Source organism: Segetibacter sp. (genome assembly GCF_025963695.1).
GTDB lineage: Bacteria > Bacteroidota > Bacteroidia > Chitinophagales > Chitinophagaceae > Segetibacter.
In genome coordinates, this window is record NZ_JAOQAH010000084.1 from 1 (window position 1) to 20,766 (window position 20,766).

General features: G+C 39.2%; 11 protein-coding genes. 8 read left to right on the plus strand and 3 right to left on the minus strand.

Annotation, left to right across the window (positions count from 1 at the left end; all coding sequences use genetic code 11):
• Positions 1–1,098, minus strand: a 1,098-nt coding sequence (locus tag JWR87_RS14050; RefSeq protein ID WP_297821162.1) for a glutathionylspermidine synthase family protein, incomplete at its 3' end; no start/stop codon positions are given.
• A gap of 321 nt (positions 1,099–1,419) precedes the next feature.
• Here JWR87_RS14050 and JWR87_RS14055 point away from each other — a divergent pair.
• Positions 1,420–2,103 (plus strand): GDSL-type esterase/lipase family protein, encoded by a 684-nt coding sequence (locus JWR87_RS14055; RefSeq protein WP_297821164.1) that lies wholly within the window; start codon positions 1,420–1,422, stop codon positions 2,101–2,103.
• Here JWR87_RS14055 and JWR87_RS14060 read toward each other — a convergent pair.
• A complete protein-coding gene (locus JWR87_RS14060) occupies positions 2,096–2,740 on the minus strand; it encodes an alpha/beta hydrolase (protein ID WP_297821166.1) in 645 nt (214 codons plus the stop codon). The genes JWR87_RS14055 and JWR87_RS14060 overlap by 8 nt on opposite strands.
• A 205-nt stretch (positions 2,741–2,945) precedes the next feature.
• Between JWR87_RS14060 and JWR87_RS14065 the strand changes: the two genes are divergently transcribed.
• Positions 2,946–3,386, plus strand: coding sequence for a hypothetical protein (locus JWR87_RS14065; protein ID WP_297821168.1), 441 nt, complete (start codon positions 2,946–2,948; stop codon positions 3,384–3,386).
• An 81-nt stretch (positions 3,387–3,467) separates the two neighbouring features.
• On the opposite strand, the gene tyrS is transcribed toward JWR87_RS14065, so the two are convergent.
• Complete coding sequence (tyrS, locus tag JWR87_RS14070) at positions 3,468–4,754, minus strand: tyrosine--tRNA ligase (protein ID WP_297821171.1); 1,287 nt, start codon at positions 4,752–4,754, stop codon at positions 3,468–3,470.
• A 410-nt stretch (positions 4,755–5,164) separates the two neighbouring features.
• Here tyrS and JWR87_RS14075 point away from each other — a divergent pair, with 410 nt between their 5' ends.
• The 6 genes from JWR87_RS14075 to JWR87_RS14100 all read left to right on the plus strand — a co-directional run bounded on the left by JWR87_RS14075 (position 5,165) and on the right by JWR87_RS14100 (position 20,699).
• Positions 5,165–10,069: a C25 family cysteine peptidase gene (locus tag JWR87_RS14075; protein ID WP_297821173.1), complete on the plus strand. Its 4,905-nt coding sequence runs from the start codon at positions 5,165–5,167 to the stop codon at positions 10,067–10,069.
• Between the two features lie 498 nt (positions 10,070–10,567).
• Positions 10,568–11,671 (plus strand): PorV/PorQ family protein, encoded by a 1,104-nt coding sequence (locus JWR87_RS14080; RefSeq protein ID WP_297821175.1) that lies wholly within the window; start codon positions 10,568–10,570, stop codon positions 11,669–11,671.
• Positions 11,672–11,702: 31 nt separating this feature from the next.
• Positions 11,703–16,808 (plus strand): C25 family cysteine peptidase, encoded by a 5,106-nt coding sequence (locus JWR87_RS14085; RefSeq protein WP_297821176.1) that lies wholly within the window; start codon positions 11,703–11,705, stop codon positions 16,806–16,808.
• Positions 16,809–16,937: 129 nt separating this feature from the next.
• On the plus strand, positions 16,938–17,315 hold the full coding sequence (locus JWR87_RS14090) for an RDD family protein (protein WP_297821178.1): 378 nt from the start codon (positions 16,938–16,940) through the stop codon (positions 17,313–17,315).
• 114 nt (positions 17,316–17,429) lie between these two features.
• On the plus strand, positions 17,430–19,286 hold the full coding sequence (hscA, locus tag JWR87_RS14095; protein WP_297821180.1) for a Fe-S protein assembly chaperone HscA: 1,857 nt from the start codon (positions 17,430–17,432) through the stop codon (positions 19,284–19,286).
• Between the two features lie 72 nt (positions 19,287–19,358).
• Positions 19,359–20,699 (plus strand): hypothetical protein, encoded by a 1,341-nt coding sequence (locus tag JWR87_RS14100; RefSeq protein ID WP_297821182.1) that lies wholly within the window; start codon positions 19,359–19,361, stop codon positions 20,697–20,699.
• Positions 20,700–20,766: the final 67 nt, after the last annotated feature.

Genomic DNA, 20,766 nt, shown 5'->3' on the forward strand with positions numbered 1-20,766 from the left:
ATTATCCGTAATTAAAGTTTTTGATTCCCTGATCCCGATACCTGCCGCCTCCTGGCCTATTACCCAACTGCCAATAACAGGATAATTTCCATCAAAACCAGGCAATGTAAATAACTCCTGGAAAATATAACCTTCTTTGCCATACTCACCTTCTGAAGCCTGTAATAATTCGCCTTCCTGAATAATGTTGATGTTGGCTCCTTCGCGACTGAGGATGGGCTTCTTTACATAACTCGTAAGTTTACCTGTTTCAAAATATGAAGGCAAAAGGTTTGGGTGTTCAGGGAATAACTCCCATAAGATTGGAAGAATTGCTTTGTTTGATAACAACATTTTCCACGCTGGTTCTATCCAGAAAGGTCGGTTAACATCAAGCAAAATACTTCTTCCAAAGTCATCTGCTACTATCCATTCCCATGGGTATAGTTTGAATATGTTTTTCATTGGCTCATCTTCCATATCTATAAACATTCTTGCATGCTCATCCCAGCCAATGTCATCAATAAAAATCAGTTTAGTTTCTAAGCCAGCTTGTATGGCACAGTCGCGCAGGTACTCGGTATTAGTAAGGTCTTCAAGTGTTTCTTTTAGACAAGCAAAATGAAGCGGAGCAGGGTAGAGGTAAGTTTTTAAATGTTTCCAATAGGCGATCAGTTTTTCGTGAATGCTGTTGAACTGGTCTTTGTTTTTATCAAAATCCTGCAGCCAAAACCATTGAACGATACCTGCCTCATAGAGACTGGTAGGGGTATCGGCATTAAACTCAAGAAGTTTGATTTGACCTTCTTTTACGCAAAAGTCGAAACGGCCAAAGATGGAGGGATGATCTTCTGTCCAGGTCTTTTCTATATAGGGTATTAACCAATCAGGGATATTGAATTTGTTGTAAAGACGATTGTCTATTACATGATCGACTGCTTCCAGACATAAGTTCCATACTTCATTAGTAGCCTTTTCAATTTTCAACACCTCGTCAATAGTGAATTCGTAATAAGCACTTTCGTCCCAATAAGGTACATTGGTGGTATGAAAACCAAAGCCCAGCTTTTCTACCTCTGCCTGCCAGTTGTTTCGTGGAGTTGTTGTTTTTCTAAACATTTTCTATAGTATAACTTTTTTAAAATTAGAGAAAACGGCCAAGTAATGTTAGAATAACTTTTCGTAAGAAATAGAATTTTAAAAAGGTAAGGGGTCTGTTTTTTTAAGGGTATAACACATTTGCAGCGTAGCTTTTTTTAGCTGTAATAATATTATAAAGTCGTTTACTGCTGGCCATCGGGCATAAGACTTTTTAGCGTTTAAAAGATGCTTTGAATAATTGTATGGGCTGAATGTATCGGTGCGGTAAAAGTGTGCGACGCAACAAAAGTTAAATAGATTTATATTGCTGGCTCCAAAAAAAAAATCAAAATCGAATCATTGACTTCCAAACTTTTGTTGTTTGCAGCCTTTGTAGTTAGTATGCTGTTAATGTCGATGAACTATAAGAAAAGGCGAAGAAAAATTGTGTTTTTTGGCGACTCGATAACCGAACAGGGAACCAGCCAGGGTGGCTATATAAAGCAACTTCAATACTTGCTGGGGGAAGCGGCGATTGATGATGATTATGAATTGGTGAACGCGGGTGTTTCAGGGGATAAGATTTATGATTTGTACCTGCGCATGAGTGAAGACATACTGTTTAGGGGTGCAGACATCGTTGTGATTTTTATAGGTGTTAATGACGTTGGTCATAAATTTTCGCTACTTACCGGAACTGACATTAAAAGGTTTGAAGCGTTTTACATTGCTATTATCGAAAGGCTTATTTCTGCAACAATAAAGGTGGTGCTATGTACGCCGGCGCTGATAGGTGAAAACCCTGCATTTGAAAGTAACGAGGATAAAGAACTGGAGCTTTATTCAGACGTAATAAGAGGTCTTGCTTCGGGATATGATCTTCCTCTTGTGGATGTCAGGAAAGCTTTTACTTCGTACAATATTGCTTATAATATTGAAAACAAGGAAGAGGGAGTATTGACCCGGGATAAAGTGCATTTGAACAATAAAGGGAATGCTTTGCTGGCCGAAGAGATGTGGCAGGTTTTGAAAGACGTTAAGTAGTAATAATTGTTTTTAATAACTGTGATAGTTCTTCGGCACGATCCATAACCAATACATGTTCTCCATCTTTGATTGTGTAATCTGCTTTTACGTAACGATAGGGTAAGAGTTTGTCGGCAGTACCATGAATATGGATGACATTTTTTGGAATTACATTATTCTTCCAATTAACTACCGCATCCATTGCCCAACGGGTAAAAACAGCATCGGAGTCTTTCATAATTTGAAGCTGTAACTTTTTCTGCTCAATACCTTTTGCACCTAATATGCTTAATACAAAACCACCAGCACTGTTTTTGATTTTATTTGAGTGTAATTTATATATAGGGAAATGCCGCCAGAACCTGAGATAGTTCGGAATCTCTAAATGAGTTTTTGAGCTGGCAATAATAATAACCTTAGTGCGTGGATGTCTTTTAGCGATCTCTGTTGCAAGCATGCCTCCAAAAGACAATCCTACAATTGTTGCCTCTTCATCTTTGATAACTGTAAATAATTTTTCAGCGTAAGATGGTAGGGTTTCTTTATGAGAAGGGGGCAGCCAATCAATAAATATAGGTTTACAGAAGCTAAGATCTAAGAAGGTAAATGCCCTGCTATCTGCACCTAAGCCTGCTATAAAGTATACTTTTTTCATTTGTCTAAAGTAGCAATGTTTATGCTGCTTGTTTAAAATGTGCAAGTAGCTCAAATGTTATTCCATCTCTTTTAAAAACCATTTTTACTATTCGTCGCATAGTTTTTCCAGTTCATCTCAATTGAATATAAAGGGCAAATGTGAGGATTAGCTTTACGGTATAGAAATAAAAAAACAATTATAAATAAACTAAAAAACAAAAATTATGAAAAAGTTATTCATCGCGGCCATGGTTACTCTTACCATCTCAACAAGTGCTTTTGCACAAGAGGCAACCCAAATTGATCAAAAGGCAGTACAAAATTTCGAATCTTCTTATGGTGGTGCTTCTAAAGTAGAATGGACTTCAAAAGATAATTTTACAAAAGCCAGCTTTTTGCAGGATGAACAAAAAGTAGAAGTTTTTTACAATCCTGAAGGCGATTTTATTGCTACTACCAAACACGTAAAAATGGAAGAGTTGCCAACTTTTGTAAAAAGGACTTTCACAAAAAAGTATAGCGACTATACAGTAAAAGAAGCTTTTAAATTTACAGCTGAAGACGAGACTGAGTATTTTGTATCAGCAGAAAATGAAAAAGAAAGTCTTGTTTTAAAAGTAGCACAAGGATCTGTTTTTGTCTATAGCAGAGCAAATAAGATGTAAAAACAAACAAGATATAATGAAAAAGCCCGGACATGTCGGGGCTTTTTCATTATATCTTGTTTAATCGGCTTTCTATAATTTCTATGACACTTTTACAAGGTAATAATTTGTCTTGCCTTTTTGTACGAACAAATACTTCTCGTTAATAAACAACAACAGATTAACCTTTTTCGAAAGGTCCGTTACTTTTTGTTTATTAAAACTTATTCCACCTCCCTGAACCATTTTTCTGGCTTCGCCTTTGCTTGGCAGAATACCCGTTTCTGCTAAAAAAGAAACAACGTCTGGGTTGGTGGTGGCAATATGTTCTTTGTTTACTTCAACCGCAGGAACTCCTGTAAGTGTTGCATCCAATTCATTGGGTGATAAGGTTGCAATTATTTGTAAAGTGTCTTTGCTAAATAAAAGTTCCGTTGCCCGTACTGCCTTTGTAAAGTTTTCTTTTCCGTGCACAAAAGTGGTTATTTCTTCTGCGAGTCGTTTTTGAAGGTTGCGCTGGTTTTCGTTTCCATTGTGGCCTTCTAAAATTTGGTTGACTTCTTTGGGGCTTAAAAAAGTAAAAATTTTTAAATACCTGGCAGCATCAGCATCAGTGGTATTTAACCAAAATTGGTAAAACTCATAAGGAGATGTTTTTTCAGGATCGAGCCACACATTACCTTTTTCACTTTTACCAAATTTGCTTCCGTCTGCTTTGGTTATCAAAGGGCAGGTAAAAGCAAATGCTTCTCCGCCTGCTTTACGTCTAATTAATTCTGTGCCTGTAACAATATTGCCCCACTGGTCGCTTCCCCCCATTTGCAGCTTACAATTCTTGTTGGTATACAAATAGTAAAAATCGTATCCCTGCACCAATTGATAGGTAAACTCGGTAAAGCTCATACCGGTCTCGCCTTCCAGCCTTTTTTTTACACTGTCTTTAGCCATCATATAATTAACAGTGATATGCTTACCAACGTCTCTTATAAAATTTAAAAACGAAAAGTCTTTAAACCAATCGTAGTTGTTGGCCATTTCAGCAGCATTGGGCATCGAAGAGTCAAAATTCAGATATTGCTCCAATTGCTTTTTTACTCCTGCCACATTTTTTTGCAGCACATCTTCACTTAACAAATTTCTTTCTTCACTTTTTCCGCTCGGATCGCCTACCATGCCAGTTGCTCCACCAACAAGTGCCACTGGCTTATGCCCGGCTTTCTGTAAATGCACAAGTAATAAAATGGGAACCAGGCTTCCGATATGTAAGCTGTCAGCAGTTGGGTCGAAACCAATATATGCCGTTGTCATTTCTTTTAAAAGCTGTTCTTCAGTTCCCGGCATTATGTCTTGTATCATGCCCCTCCACCGTAACTCTTCAATTAAATTCATGCTATTTTTTTGACTTGCGCAAATGTAAAGCAGATAGTGTATTGATATTGTCAAAAACAGGGGTTACCAGTTGCAAGCTTATTGGCGCGATTAATATGGAAGCCGGCAGATCCCTTCGATATAACTTTTCTTGCGTCGCACTCTTCTGCATTTTTTTCTTTATTCGGCTTTGTGCGGCAGCAATTCCCGGTGCTAAAAAAAGCTGCTATAAAAATATAAAGTACACGAGTGTGACACAACCCAAGCCACATAAGAAGACTAATGATGGTATCAAAAACATTTTTTAGGAGATTATAAGATAGTGACATAAAAGCTGGTAGCCTTATAACCAATGTTAAATAGCAGCGCGGCGTGAAATAGAATGACGATTTATTCGTTTTATAGAGTTAGCGTTATAAATGTTGCTGATCATGAACCAAAAGTTGTGTTGGTTATTTTGTTTCCTTTTTATTTCTTCATTTGCAATAGGTCAGGGCTATGCATTCCATAATGAGTGGATTGATTACAATAAGACTTATTACAAGTTTAAAGTAATGGGTTTCGGCAACGACAATGTGGGTTCGCCCATCAGGAATGGTATGGTGAGGATACCTTTTTCAACGCTTACATCAGCCGGTTTAGCCGGCACTGCTGCTGAAAATTTTCAATTGTGGAGAGATGGCGAAGAAGTGGCGATTTACGTTTCTAAAACAAATGGACCGTTAAGCGGCAATGATTATATAGAATTTTTTGGTGAAATAAATAATGGCAAATTAGATAAGGAACTGTACCGCCATCCGGACTACCAGTTAAATGACAAATGGAGTCTTCAAACAGATACTGCGGCGTATTTTCTTACCGTTAATACTGGTTCTGCTAACAGGCGTATTTTACCTGTAAACAATAATATTGTTCAGAATACGCTGCCGCCAGAAAAGTATTTCATGTATACGGTTGGCCGGTACTTTAGAAACAACCTTTCTAACGGCTTTGCAGCTACTTTAGGAAAAAAACTTTATTCCTCGTCGTACGACAAAGGCGAGGGTTGGGTGAGTAGAGCAGTGAGGCCGGTTGCCGGTTGTGGTTCTGCAACTTTGCCCCAGGTATTTTCCGGCTTATTTCCTTACCTGCAAGGGCCAGCCGCAACGGTAAGGGTAAATGCAGTAGGTGACGCTCAAAACAGTAGGAGTGTAAGAATAAACGTGAATACAGACTCTGTTACGACCTTTCAAATGGATTACATTAACTACGTAAAGGATGAGCAGCTAATTGATGTAAACAAATTAAGCTCGGGCACTGCAACAGTTTATGTAGTTAATCAAAGTCCGAATGGATGTGATGAAATACGTGTAGCCTCTGTTGAGATAACCTACCCAAGAGTATTTAATATGGGTGGGGCACCAGTGATGAAGATTTTGATGGACTCGTCGTCTAATGGTCGTTATCTCGCAATTACAAATTTCTCTCACGGCGGCGTTCCTCCTGTTTTATACGACCTCGCAAATAACAAACGCTATATCGGTGATATCTCTTATACAGATACTGTAAAAGTTGCACTAGATCCGTCAAATCTGCCATACGACCTGGTACTCACAACACAGTCAGGAAGCTATTCGAAAGTGATTTCAGCCCTACAAAAAAGGAACTTTATAAATTATGCGGATGCGGCAAACCAGGGCGATTATCTTATCATAAGCAATCCGCTTATTTATGGTAGTGGCTCTTCAAATTATGTGCAGCAGTACAGCCAGTACAGGTCGTCACCAACCGGCGGCTCTCACAATGCCAAAGTGATTGATATAAACGAATTGGTAGATCAATTTGCCTGGGGTATAAAAAAACATCCCTTATCAGTTAAGAACTTTTTACGCTTTGCAAGAAATACTTTTACCGCCTCGCCGAAGTTTGTGTTTCTAATAGGTAAAGGCGTTATCTACAGTGATTATCGCGGAAATGAGAGTAATGCCCTTGCAGATCAATTAAACCTTGTTCCAACTTTTGGTAACCCGGCATCCGACAACTTGCTGGCGTCCGATGACTTTAAAGCAATTCCCGAAATACCTATTGGCAGGTTGTCTGCGGTAACTGCACAAGAAGTTGGAGATTATTTATTGAAAGTAAAACAACATGATTCAGCACAACATAGCCCCATACAAACCATTGATGCAAAGGGGTGGATGAAAAACGTGATACAAATAGCCGGTGCAAATGACCTTAGTACCGGTGATCAAATTGATAATTACCTTGAGGTTTACAAAAAGATAATTGCTGACACCGCTTTTGGCGCCAATGTAAAAGATTTTAGTAAGTCGGCAAACCCGGATGGTTATCCAGAAGCGGTAAATTCTTTTCGGCAGATTTACGAGAGCGGTGCTTCGCTGATTACCTATTTTGGCCACTCTTCCAGCACAAATCTTGACTTTAATCTCGACAATCCTGAGACATATAACAACCGCGGTAAATACCCCGTCTTTATCGCAAATGGGTGTAGTGCAGGCGACCACTTTTTATTTGAACCTGCCAGGTTAACCACTAAATCTACCATTTCAGAAAAGTTTATTTTAAGTCCGCAACGAGGTGCAATTGGTTACTACGCAAGTACCGGCTTTGGCGTTGTTAATTACCTTAATTTATATACGGTAGATTTTTATAAGGCGTTGGGGCGAACAAGCTACAATAAAAGTGTGGGGGCTGTTATTAAAGAAGCCATTGCTTCATCTTTAAATTCCAGCAGAGCCAATGATTATTATAGCCGGGTACATTCTGAGCAATATGCTTATCATGGAGATCCTGCAATTATCGTCAATTCTTCAATTTTGCCTGATTATGTAATAGAAGCATCTCAAGTGCAAGCGTCTCCTTCTTTTGTTTCAGTTGCTGATACAAGTTTTCGGGTGAAGGTGAAGGTGAATAATATTGGCCGTGCAACCAATAAACCTGTTACAGTTAAAATAAACCGTGAAACACCAGGTGGAGAAGTTTTTACTGTTCTTTCTAAAACATTTCCGTCAATTAACTTTATTGATTCCGTGGTGTTAGATGTACCTGTGATAGCAAGTCGTGATAAAGGTGTAAACAAAATAACTGCTACCGTAGACTTTGCTAATAGTGCAAAAGAGTTAAGTGAGGATAATAACACCGCAGCGATAGAAGTCTTAGTTTCTGAAGAGGAAATAAGACCTGTGTTCCCTTTTAATTATTCAGTCATTACCTCACCGGATATTAAGCTCACTGCTTCTACTGTAAACCCGATAATTGCCAGCAGGGAATACATGATGGAATTTGATACAACTACTCTATTTAATTCACCCACTAAAATAATTAAAACTGTCACGTCTTCGGGAGGTGTTATAGAGTTTGACCCGGGAGTGTTATATCAAGATGGAGTTGTGTATTATTGGCGGGTTGCTCCAAAATCTGCAGTTGAACCTCATTGGTTTAATTCTTCTTTTGTATACAGAAGCAAAACGCTTGAAGGTTATGAACAAGGACATCTTTACCAACACCTTCAGTCACAGCTTGACAGGTTGGCGCTGGATAGCTCGTCAGGTAAATTTTCTTACACTAAAAAATTGCATAACCTTTTTATCACAAACTCAGTGTATCCCTACAGTGGAACAGAAAATGAACATTTCAGTATTTCAGTAGATGGTTCTAATTATATTCAAAGTGCCTGTGTTGGTCATTCAATTATTTTCAATGTATTTGACTCGCTTACTTTTCTGCCAACAAAAAATCTTACAAAACCATTTGGTGCAGCAGCGGTGTGTAATGTAACCAGGGAATACAATTTCGAATACGAATACCTCACCGCTAAAACACGTAAAAATGCACTTGATTTTCTTGATGCTATTCCCAATGGTTCTTATGTTGCTGTAAGGCTTACTCTTGATGAACCGTTTAATACATTCGTTAAAAACTGGGCAGCAGACACTGCTTTGTATGGCAAGGAAAATTCGCTGTACCACCGTTTAAAAAGCCACGGATTTAAGGCAATTGACTCGTTCTATTATGCCCGTACGTGGGCCTTCGTGTTTAAGAAAGGAGATACTACTTTCGCTCCAGCTTACGCCATGAGTAAAGGAATATATGACCGCATAACCTTATCAGTTAATTGTGCTACCTCTAACGCGCAAGGTTTTATCAACTCTCCTGTTTTTGGACCAGCTAAAGAATGGAAGAGCGTTTATTGGAATGGGTATCGGGAGGAGACAGGTAGTGATGTGCCGGTAGTAAATGTATTTGGTATTAAAAAAGACAACAGTGACACCTTATTGTACACGCTAGACTCTTCAACACAATCTTTCGATATTTCTGCTGTTAATGCAGTTCAGTATCCTTACATCAGGTTGCAGATGAACAATGCAGATTCGGTTACTGCCACACCTTACCAGCTGGCGAAATGGGGAGTAGGATATGTGCCGGTACCTGAAGGCGCTATTGCTTCAAACCTGTACTACAACATACCCGATACAGTAGGTACGTTAAATGGCGCTGCTTATAACGGTACTTTAAATGTTGGGTTTGCTTTTAAAAACGTTTCGAAGGCCAACTTTGATAGTCTGAGTGTAAAGGTAGTTTTGTATGATGCTGGCTATAATCCATTGGTTTACCCTTTGCAGAAACTACGTCCGTTGGTTGCTGGCGATACCCTTCATGCAGAGCTGGCTCTCGATGTTAGTTCTTTAAGCGGCTGGTACAATCTGTATGTAGAAGTGAACCCCTTAACTAACCATCAACCTGAACAATTTAGCTTTAATAACTTTCTTTATAAAAATGTTTATATAGACAGGGGAAGAGTAATGCCGGTAACCCTTGTTGACTTCACTGCCGCTTTGCAAAACACAGGCGTAAAAACTGTTTGGTCTGTTGCTACTGAAACGAATGTGAAACATTATGAAGTTCAACACAGCCTTACCGGTACTGGTTTTAATAACATCGGCATTGTTAATCCGCTGGCGGCTACAAGTGCTTTAAATAAAAGCTACGCTTTCATGCATCTAAATCCCCTGGCTGGTAATAACTACTATCGGTTAAAGGTTGTTGACAATGAGGGAACCATTAAATATTCCAGTGTAAGGCTTGTTACGGTTGCTAATGGGATGGAAATAAATATTTATCCAAACCCTGCAACGGATATTTTGAACATTAGTGTAACCAGGCGGGATGGAAAAATTTCTGAGGTAAGATTGGTTAATACTTTTGGCCAGCAGCTATGGCAAAAGAAAGTGTACGGAACGGCACAGGTGGATATGAAAAGCTGGGCAAGCGGAACGTACTTTATAAAAGTAAATGTGGGAAATGCAGAAAGTACTTATAAGATTCAGAAGCAATAAGAGTAAGTATTAGAGAATCTTTACCACCACTGACTTATTATCATCTTCTTATTTAATCAATTCTTATTTCTTCATTAAATAACTCAACAAGTTCGCCTACCGCTACCGCTGCAATAAGAAGGCAGCCGGCCTTTTTTAATATTTCAAAATAAGCAGCAGAACAGTTTTCTTACATGTCTGCTGTTGAAGGCCGAAACGCTATGATGCGATTAATAATTTAATGATTGTTGGTTGTAGTACCTAAACGTTATGCGGATGAAGTGATTGCGACGCAACGATGACGCTATGAAAGTATAATGCTGGTATTTAAAAAAAGCTAAACTAATAAGAATTTTGCGCGGCAGGAATGTCTTTAGTGAATTGAAGTGAACACGAATGAGGACAATAGTTACCAAAATAAAGCGTTCATCTTCTACATTAACCCCCATTTAATTTTCAAAAACTGACATTATTCACTGATTTTTACTTTAATTATTGTTGATTTTGTAATTTTTCTTCATGAAATGGAAAGAACTAGGTGCCTTTGTCTTTGGGGTAATGGCGTGTGTGGATGTATCGGGGCAATTTAGAAAATATTCTAATGAGTTTCTAAACATAGGAGCCGGAGCTCGCGGACTTGCTATGGGCGGTGCGCAGGTGGCATCTGTTACTGACGGCACTGCCGGATATTGGAACCCTGCGGGATTAGTGGGCGTGAAAGTATCGCCTTCTTTGCATTTGATGCATGCCGAATATTTTGCCGGAATTGGCAAATACGATTATGCAAGCCTTGCAATTCCGTTGCGGGATGAAAAAAGGGTAGTGGGGGTATCGCTGCTACGATTTGCAGTAGATGACATCCCAAATACTTTATTCCTGGTAGAGCCAGATGGCTCGGTTAACTATAATAATATTAAAACTTTCTCTTCTGCAGATTATGCATTTCTGTTATCATATGCACAAAGTGTAATTGATGAAGATGATGAGAAATTAAGTTTTGGAGGCAATGTGAAGATTATACACCGAAAAGTGGGAAGCTTTGCTACTGCCTGGGGTTTTGGAATTGATGCAGGCGTACGATACCAGCGGAATAAGTGGCGTTTCGGTGCTACAGCGCGTGACCTTTCAACTACGTTTAATGCATGGTCTTTTTCTTTTACCGAAAGAGAAAAAGAAGTTCTCTACCTTACTAATAACGACATTCCCGTTAAGTCTACAGAGTTGACGGCGCCAAGACTAATTCTTGGGGCTGCTCATGTTTTTACACTTAATAAAAAAATAAGCCTTACCGCCGAAGCCAACCTCGATCTTACTTTTGATGGACAAAGAAATACGGTGGTGAGTAATAAAACTATTAATGTAGATCCACGGATGGGTTTGGAAGCTTCTTACAATGAAAGCATATTTTTTAGGGCAGGAATATCGAATTTTCAAAAAGCTTTGGCGGATGCTGATACACTTAATCAGAAAAAGGTTTGGGTTTACCAGCCTAGTATAGGTGCAGGTTTTAAGATAAACAATGTAATGATTGATTATGCTTTTACAAACCTGGCTAACCAGTCAAATCCCTTATATACCCATATTTTTTCACTAAGGGTAGATCTCACAAAAAACAAGAAATAGCTGGTGGTAGCCCATATATAATTTGAAAAGCATGAAAAACGTTTTTGTATTTATTGTTTTATTACTGGTGACAGGAGTTGCTATTGGCCAGTCTTACTACAATGAATGGATTGATTACAACAAAACATATTATAAATTTAAAGTCGGTTCTACCGACTTGTATAGAATTTCTGTGAATGATTTAGCTGGTATTGGTCTTGCAAATGAGGCTGCTCAAAATTTTCAGCTTTGGAGAAATGGCAGGCAAGTGCCATTGTTTACCAGTACTGCTACGGGGGCTTTAGGCAGCGGTGGTTATATAGAGTTTTGGGGCGAAAGAAATGACGGTGTTTCAGATCGTGATTTGTATAGAAATCCGGGTAACCAATTATCTAACAGGGAAAGTTTGCTTACCGATACAGCAGCTTTCTTTTTAACTGTTAACGCAACTGGTAATAATCTTCGGTTTTTACCTGCTGATAATAATCTTGCAGGAAACACCAGACCCGCTGAGCCCTACTTTCTGTATTCGATACGCCAAAGCTTTAAAAATAGAATACACAGAGGCCAGGCATTGGTGGCTGGAAGTGAATATGTTTATTCAAGTACTTATGATGTTGGAGAGATGTGGGCATCTTTAGATATTTATCCTGCATCACCGGTTACTGTTAACTTCACTGATTTACAGGTTGCTTCTGCAGGACCGGCTGCTGCTTTTAGCGTTGCCATTGCCGGAAGTGCTCCGAACAATCGCAATTTTAAAGTAGACCTCAACAATACATCTATTGTAGATACTACGATTAGTGTCTTCGCTTCCCGAATTATCAGCAACCCTGCGGTACCTGTTTCGTTAATCGCGTCTAATAGTGCTGCTTTTAAAATCACTAATAAAAGCTCTAATGTTAATGACAGAATTGTTTCCAGCTTTTTCGAGTTAACCTACCCACGGTTGTTCAATTTCAGTAATCAGTCAACTTTTGCTTTTTCTATACCCGCATCAGCGGGTTCAAAATATCTTGAGATTACCAACTTTAACGCAGGCGGTTCAGTTCCGGTTTTGTACGATCTTACTAATCTTCGCCGTTATGTTGCTGACGCATCATCAACAGGAATGCTTAAGTTTTTACTTCTTCCATCTGCAGCAACAGCTAACCTTGTTTTGGTGGCGCAAAATGTTGGGAATGCAAAAACTGTAGGTTTACTTCAACAAAGAATATTTATTAATTATCTCGCTCCCGCCAACCAGGGTGATTTTTTGATCATTACCCATCCTTCTTTACAGGTGCCTTATTCAGGTGCTAACCAGGTAGAGCAGTACAGAGCTTACAGAAGTTCGGCAGTAGGCGGAGGGTTTAATGGAAAAATATATGACATTGAGCAGTTGACAGACCAGTTTGGGTATGGTATAAAAAAGAACCCTTTAGGAATAAAAAACTTTCTGCGCTATGCACGAAACACTTTTTCGGTTGCTCCAAAATATGCTTTTCTAATAGGAAAAGGTTTAACCTATGCTGATTATCGCGAAAATGAAAGCAACAAAAATGCTGACAGATTAAACCTCATTCCGACGTTCGGTTATCCTGCCTCAGATATTCTTCTTGCTTCAAATAACCTTGATCCGGTGATGAGTACATTGATAAGCAGGTTATCTGTTTTATTTCCTAAAGAACTGGCGGAATATTTAGATAAGGTAAAGCAGTATGAGCAAGCACAGCAAAATGCCACGCAGACGTTTGACAATAAAGCATGGATGAAGAATATTGTGCATGTGGTAGGTGCTAATGATGCAAGCCTTGACCAAAGTCTCTCAAGCTATATGAGGAACTACCAGACGGTTATTGAGGATACTTTATTTGGTGGAAAAGTGACAAATTTCAACAAAGCATCTACCGGTCCTGTTACGCCTATCGTTAATAATTTAATGAGTAGTTTGTTTCAGCAAGGCATAAGTATTCTTTCTTATTTTGGCCACTCTTCTGCTTCTTCATTAGATTATAACCTTGACGATCCGGCTGCTTATAGCAATACAGGCAAATATCCTATGTTCCTGGTAAGTGGTTGTAACGCCGGCGACTTATTCTCTTTTGACACTTCAAGATTTTCTTTTTTGGGAACGCTGTCAGAAAAATTTGTACTGGCTCCCAATAAAGGTGCAATCGGGTTTATTGCAAGTACTCACTTTGGAATAGACACTTACCTTGATTATTACAACAAGTATTTATACAGGTCAATTGCTACTACAGGGTATGGGAAAAGTATAACTTATAACATTAGTGAAGCGACCAATGCTGTAAATAGCTATTTTGGAACTGAAAGTCTTGGGGGAAGATTACATTCGGAAGAGAATACGCTTCATGGTGATCCTGCTATTAAAATCAATAGTTTTCCAAAGCCCGATTTTGATGTAGAAGATCCGATGGTGCAAACAGTGCCTAATATTGTTTCTGTTGCTGATACAAAATTTACCGTAAAAGTTCAATTGTATAATATTGGTAAAGCAACAGGAGATTCTGTTACTGTTCAAATAAAGCACCGCTATCCTAATGGAAGCGATACTTTAATTTATAATAGGCGTATAAAATCTGTTCGTTATAACGATTCTATTTCTATTGAAGTACCCATTGTCGCTACAAGAGATAAAGGTGAAAATAAGATTATCGTTACCATCGATCCTGACAACGTGTATTCAGAATTAAGTGAAACAAATAACACCGCTACAAACACCTTTACTATTTTCGAAGATGAGTTAACGCCTGTTTACCCTTACAATTTCTCTATTGTTAATAAGAACAATATTAAGCTGTCAGCTAGTACTGCAAATCCTTTGGTAGAAAGCCGGCAGTATTTAATGGAAATGGATACTACCGAGAATTTCAACTCCTCTTTTAAAGTAAGTCGTAATGTCATTTCAAGGGGAGGGTTGATAGAATTTGATCCTGCGTTTTCATTTACCGACAGTACTACTTATTACTGGCGTGTTGCCCCTGCTTCATCAACGGCTATTCGTTGGAATACGGCATCTTTCACCTATATAAATGGCAGCAGTGTAGGCTTTAATCAATCCCATTTCTTTCAACACAAAAAATCAACCACAACAGATATTGTTATTGATAGTGCATCAAGAAAATGGCAGTTTACTTCGAAGCCTAATACATTAACGGTCGTAAACTCTGTTTATCCTGTTAGTGGCGACGAAGACAATCATTTTAGCTTTGCCATCAACGGCATTATAAGCGCTCAAAGTGCATGTTTAGGTCATTCTGTTGTCTTTTTTGTTATCGATCCAATTACGCTAAAACCTTTATACAACCAGGCAATTCCCTCAACTACGCCAACTGTTTTATCAGGAGGTTTTATGGGCAGTGCTACTAATTGTGGCAGGGCTTTACGCGAGTTCAACTTTGAGTTTTCGTACATGGATACAGCCGGAAGAAGAAAAATGAGAGACTTTATCGATTGGATACCTTCGGGGTATTACGTTGCTATGAGGCTTAACCTGGATGGTCCGAATGATCAAAATCCCTATGTAGATGTTTGGAAAAACGATGCAGCAGTTTATGGAGAAGGCAACACTTTATACAGCAGGCTAAAGGCCGCCGGTTTTTCAGATATTGATGCGTACACATATGCACGTACCTGGGTTTTTGCCTATAGAAAAAACAATACTTCTTTTACGCCCGTTTCTAAAATGAGCAGCGCCTTAGAAAGAATTACCCTCAATACTACCATCAATATACCTTCCACTGCGGGTTATATAAGTTCTCCTGCCTTCGGTCCGGCTAAAACATGGAAACAGGTAAAATGGAGAGGTTCGAGTGTAGAAGCTTCACCCCGCGATGTCTACTCTGTAAAAGTAATAGGCATTACGTCTACAGGCAGAGAAGATACTTTATATACTTTACAACCCAACCAACAGGATTTTGCTCTAAGTAATGTAAGCGCCGTTCAATATCCTTACATCCGTTTAGGCATGCCCAGCAGCGACCTTGACACTGCTGCAATAACACCTTACCAGTTGCGCTACTGGCGATTGTACTACGACCCCGTTCCCGAAGGTGCCCTTGCTCCCAATATTGTATACACCGGAAAAGACACGTTGGAAGTTGGTGAAAAACTCAATTTTTCAGTAGCTTTCAAAAACGTAAGCGATGGAGTTTTTGATGACAGCCTTAACGTAAACATGATAGTGTACGATAAGAATAATGTAGCCAATATTGTTCCTGTCCCCAAAAGAAAAAGCCTTCAACCCGGCGATACAACCAGTCTCAGTTATTCCATCGATACAAAGTCGTTGCTTGGCAACAATACCTTATTTGTTGATGTCAACCCAACCCCGGGCCAGCCCGAACAATATCATTTCAATAATGTGCTTTATAAAAATTTCTTTGTACAAGCCGACACCTATCACCCCGTTATGGATGTCACATTTGATGGCGTGCATATTTTAAACGGTGACATCGTTTCTGCCAAACCTAAAATTGTTATCAAGTTAAAGGATGAGTCAAAGTTTCTTGCCTTAGACGATACGTCCCTTACTACTGTTTTTGTACGGTATCCCGGCAGCAACGGAAAATTGCAGCGGTTTGCCTTTGGTACCGACACATTAAGGTTTGTTCCTGCTGATCTTTCCAGCGGCAAAAACGAGGCTACTATAGAGTTTTCACCTGCCTTTTTACAGGATAGCGAAGGAGACTTTTACGAGTTGAACGTAAAGGCAAAAGATAAAAGCGGTAATGCCACCGGCACAATTGAATATAGCGTGAGGTTCCAGGTTTATACCAAACCTATGATCTCAAACATGTTCAACTATCCCAATCCTTTTACGACTTCTACAGCTTTTGTATTTACCGTTACAGGAAGTGATATTCCTCAAAACATCCGAATACAAATCATGACGATTACCGGTAAAATAGTAAAGGAAATAACAAGGCAGGAACTGGGAAATATTCATATTGGCAGAAACATTACCGACTACAAATGGGACGGTACCGACCAGTACGGGCAGAAGCTCGCAAATGGTATCTATTTATATCGTGTTATTACAAACCTCAATGGGGCGTCTCTCGATAAATTTAATACAACAGACGCTAGCGGAGATAGAATTGATACGGACAAGTATTTCAATAAAGGCTATGGTAAAATGTATTTAATGAGGTAGGTTTTTGTAACCCCGCTTTTGAGTTTCTATGATACATCGTTGCGTCGCACTCTTGTAACGCCGTAAGAAGACGGGGCCGGACTTTAAATTCATTGCCAGCGCTCATGTTGTTTGGGGTAAATTTGCCGTATGAAGGAAGTAGGAATAGGCAGCCGGGTCATAAATTTCGTGGTAGATACCATTCTCATTGCTTTAATCGCATACGCACTCTACAAATGGAATAACTTCTACGTGTACTACTGGCAGCATAAGTTCTACCCTTTCTACCTGTTCTTCTATCCCATGGTGTTTGTTTACTACACCATTTTTGAAACTATTGCCGGTCGTTCACCCGGCAAGTTGCTCTCAATTACAAGGGTGCGAAATTTAAAAGGAGAGAGGCCCGCATTTTACCAGGTGCTTCTAAGATCACTGTTGCGTTTAACCTTTATCGACATGTTTTTCATCATCATTTTTGATCGTCCCTTGCACGACCAGTTAAGTAAGACAAGAGTGGTGGAAGCATAATTAGCTACCGGTTTGAAACGATGGTTTAATGCTTTTACAGTGAGCTTTCTTTAATTCCCCAATTCAAAAACCTCTTGCAGTTTCTTGTGCTACATTTGCAGAAACAGCAGAAAAATGGCGAAAATAGGAATTAACATAGCTACCGGAAGTTTGCAAAAAGAAGAGATGATTGTGGGTATAGACTTAGGAACAACCAACAGCCTTGTTGCCATTATTCATCCTGAAAGTAAACAGCCAATTGCATTAAAGGAGCACAACTCTAGTAGCCTCGTTCCAAGCATTGTTCACTTTGATGAAGGGGGTAATGTAACCGTGGGAGAGGGGGCGAAACAATATCTCGTAACAGAGCCTCACAATACCATATTTAGTGCGAAGCGTTTGATGGGCAAAAGCTACAACGACATCAAGGATAACGCATCATTTTTCACCTATAAGGTTATTGACGACAATACGGAGAGCTTGGTAAAAGTGCAGGTAGGAGATAAGTTTTACTCTCCTATAGATTTATCATCATTTATTCTAAAAGAACTAAAGCAACGTGCTGAACATATTTTAAAAACGCCGGTAACCAAAGCAGTCATTACCGTTCCTGCTTATTTTAACGATGCACAGCGACAAGCAACACGCGATGCCGGCAAACTTGCCGGACTTGATGTACTTCGCATCATAAATGAACCGACGGCAGCCAGCCTGGCTTATGGTTTAGGCTTAGGCAAAGAAGAGGTGAAAACTATTGCAGTGTACGATTTGGGCGGAGGTACTTTTGATATTTCAATTTTACAGATCACTAACGGCATCTTCGAAGTGCTCAGTACCAATGGCGATACCTACTTGGGTGGAGACGACTTTGATCGTGTAATTGTTCAACATTGGTTAAGGCAAACAGGCCTTTCTGAAGCAGAACTTTCTAACAATAAGGAACTGTCACAAACGCTGAGGCTGAAGGCTGAAGAAGCAAAGAAACACTTAAGCAACACAGAGAATTTTGAAGCTGAAGTGAATGGCGATGTATTAAAAATATCCAGGACGGAGTTTGAAGGATTAATTGCTCCGCTAATTGAAAGGACTATTAAAAGTTGTGAAAGTGCAATTGCAGACGCCAATATATCTGTAACCGACATTGAAAGTGTGGTTATGGTTGGTGGCAGTACAAGAGTGCCGGCAGTTATTAAAGCAGTGAGCACTTTTTTTGGAAGGCCTGTAAACGACACGGTTAATCCCGATGAAGTAGTTGCTTTAGGTGCTGCGATTCAGGCGGATATTCTTGCCGGAAATAACAAAGATTTTTTGTTACTAGATATTACACCCCTCAGTTTAGGCATTGAAACGATGGGAGGTTTAATGGATGTACTAATTCCCCGAAATTCTAAAATACCAACGAAGGTAGGACGGCAATACACCACACATAAAGATGGCCAAAGTGGAATGCGCATCAGTGTTTTTCAAGGCGAAAGAGATTTGGTTCAAGATAACCGAAGACTGGCTGAGTTTAATTTATCTGGCATTCCTGCAATGCCTGCAGGCTTCCCAAAAGTCGAAGTTTCGTTTCTAATAAATGCAGACGGAATTTTAGTTGTAAAAGCAAAGGAGCTACGTAGCGGCGTTGAGCAAAGCATAGAAGTAAAACCTCAATACGGGTTAAGTGACGATGAAGTAGAGAAAATGTTGCTGGATAGTATCACCAACGCGAAAGACGATATCACAAAACGGGCACTGGTAGAAGCCAGAACTGAAGGCGAACAATTGCTTGAAACAACTGAAAAATTCATAGGTAAAAATGCGTCTTTGCTAACCCAACAAGAGCTGGTTGCAACTGCTGAAGCGATGCAGGCATTACAACTTGCCTTAACTATGGAAGACAAAGACCTTATTCACCGAAAAGTGGAAGAACTTAATGAAATATCGCGCCCGTATGCTGAAAGGGTAATGGACCAGGCAATTAGCACTGCCATGAAGGGGAAATCTATTTAGTAAATTACATTGGGTAAGTAATTAGCCCGTGCATTATTTTTCATTGATTTATCGTTTCTTTATTTAATCACCATGAAAAATAAAGCGTGGCTTGTTTGTATTTTCCTTCTTGCTGTAATCAACATAATATTGTTTTGGCCAGGCAACCTGTATTTTCTGAACGACGACCTGCTGCATATTCCATTAACAGATCAAGGCTACTTATTTCAAACCAACTCTGTTCGTCCGGTACATGAATTACTAGTGAAACTTGAATTATTTTTTTCGCTAAAAAACGCTTGCGGTTATCACATTACGGCCTTGCTTCTTCATTTTATTGTATGTATCCAATTGTTTGACCTGTGTTTATTAATACAGGTAAAGTGGCTGCAGATTCCGCTACAGCAAGCAATGCAAGCAGCCTTGTTAGCGGTTGTTTTATTTTTGGCTTATTCGCAATCTTCAGAATCGCTGGGCTGGATTTTAGGCCGTGCTCCGGTATTGTCCGCCGTTTTTGTAATGATAGCCTTGCGTTTATTTTTTACGCGTAATTATAAATGGTATAACTGCTTTGGAGGTGCTTTTTTCTTTGCCGTAAATCTTTTTGCTTACGAGCAAACTCTATTGCTACCCCTGGTGTTAATGGTAGCGGCTTTTATGGAAATGGAAAGAGAAAAGAGACGAGGCATGTTTAAGTATGCCTCAGTATTATGTGTTGTCAGCATCGCTTATATAATTGCTCGAAAGGTCATTACATCAGAGGTTGCCGGGATGTATGAAGCCGGTAATTTTTTACGGATGAATTGGGGAACGTTGGTCGCAAATGCTTTTCGTATTATTTTTAGAATGATACTCAGTCCTGCTCCTAAAACAACGTTTGCTGCAAGCGCTGTAATACTGCTTTTAGTCGCTGGTTTTATCATTTATTCGGCAAAAAAACTATCCTCAAACCGAAAAGCAATTATTTTTTTCGCAAGCATCATCCTTGCGTTAATAGTTCCTGTTGTTTCTCTTGGTCTTGCAGTTAATTCATTTGAATCCGGCCGTTTTCTTTATTTGCCTTCTATATTTTTTATTATTGGTCTAAGTATCGCAGGTTTTGATATTGTTCTTCAAACAGAAAGAATTAAAGTTCCTCTACTAGTGTTTTTAGTATGCCTGATAGCTTATTGGCTGGAAGGAAAATACACAGCGTCAAAATTTTATACAAACGCCTCTCTGTATTCTAAATCTATTCATTTAAAGGTTCAGGAGCATTTTAAGACTTCTTCAGATACTTTATACTTGGATACTTTACATGTTACCGTTCATCGTTTACCTGTCTTCAGAAGGGGGTTTAAAACGGGTATTCACTGGTTGAATGATAAGATAGATACTAATAAAATAGTAGTTAAGTATTTTCACGATGAAGTGGTTCATCGCGAGTTACAATAATTTCTGTTAAAAGTTCATAAACCCTTACCTGTATTAGTCTTTCGATTGACTAAACATGATCCTCCCC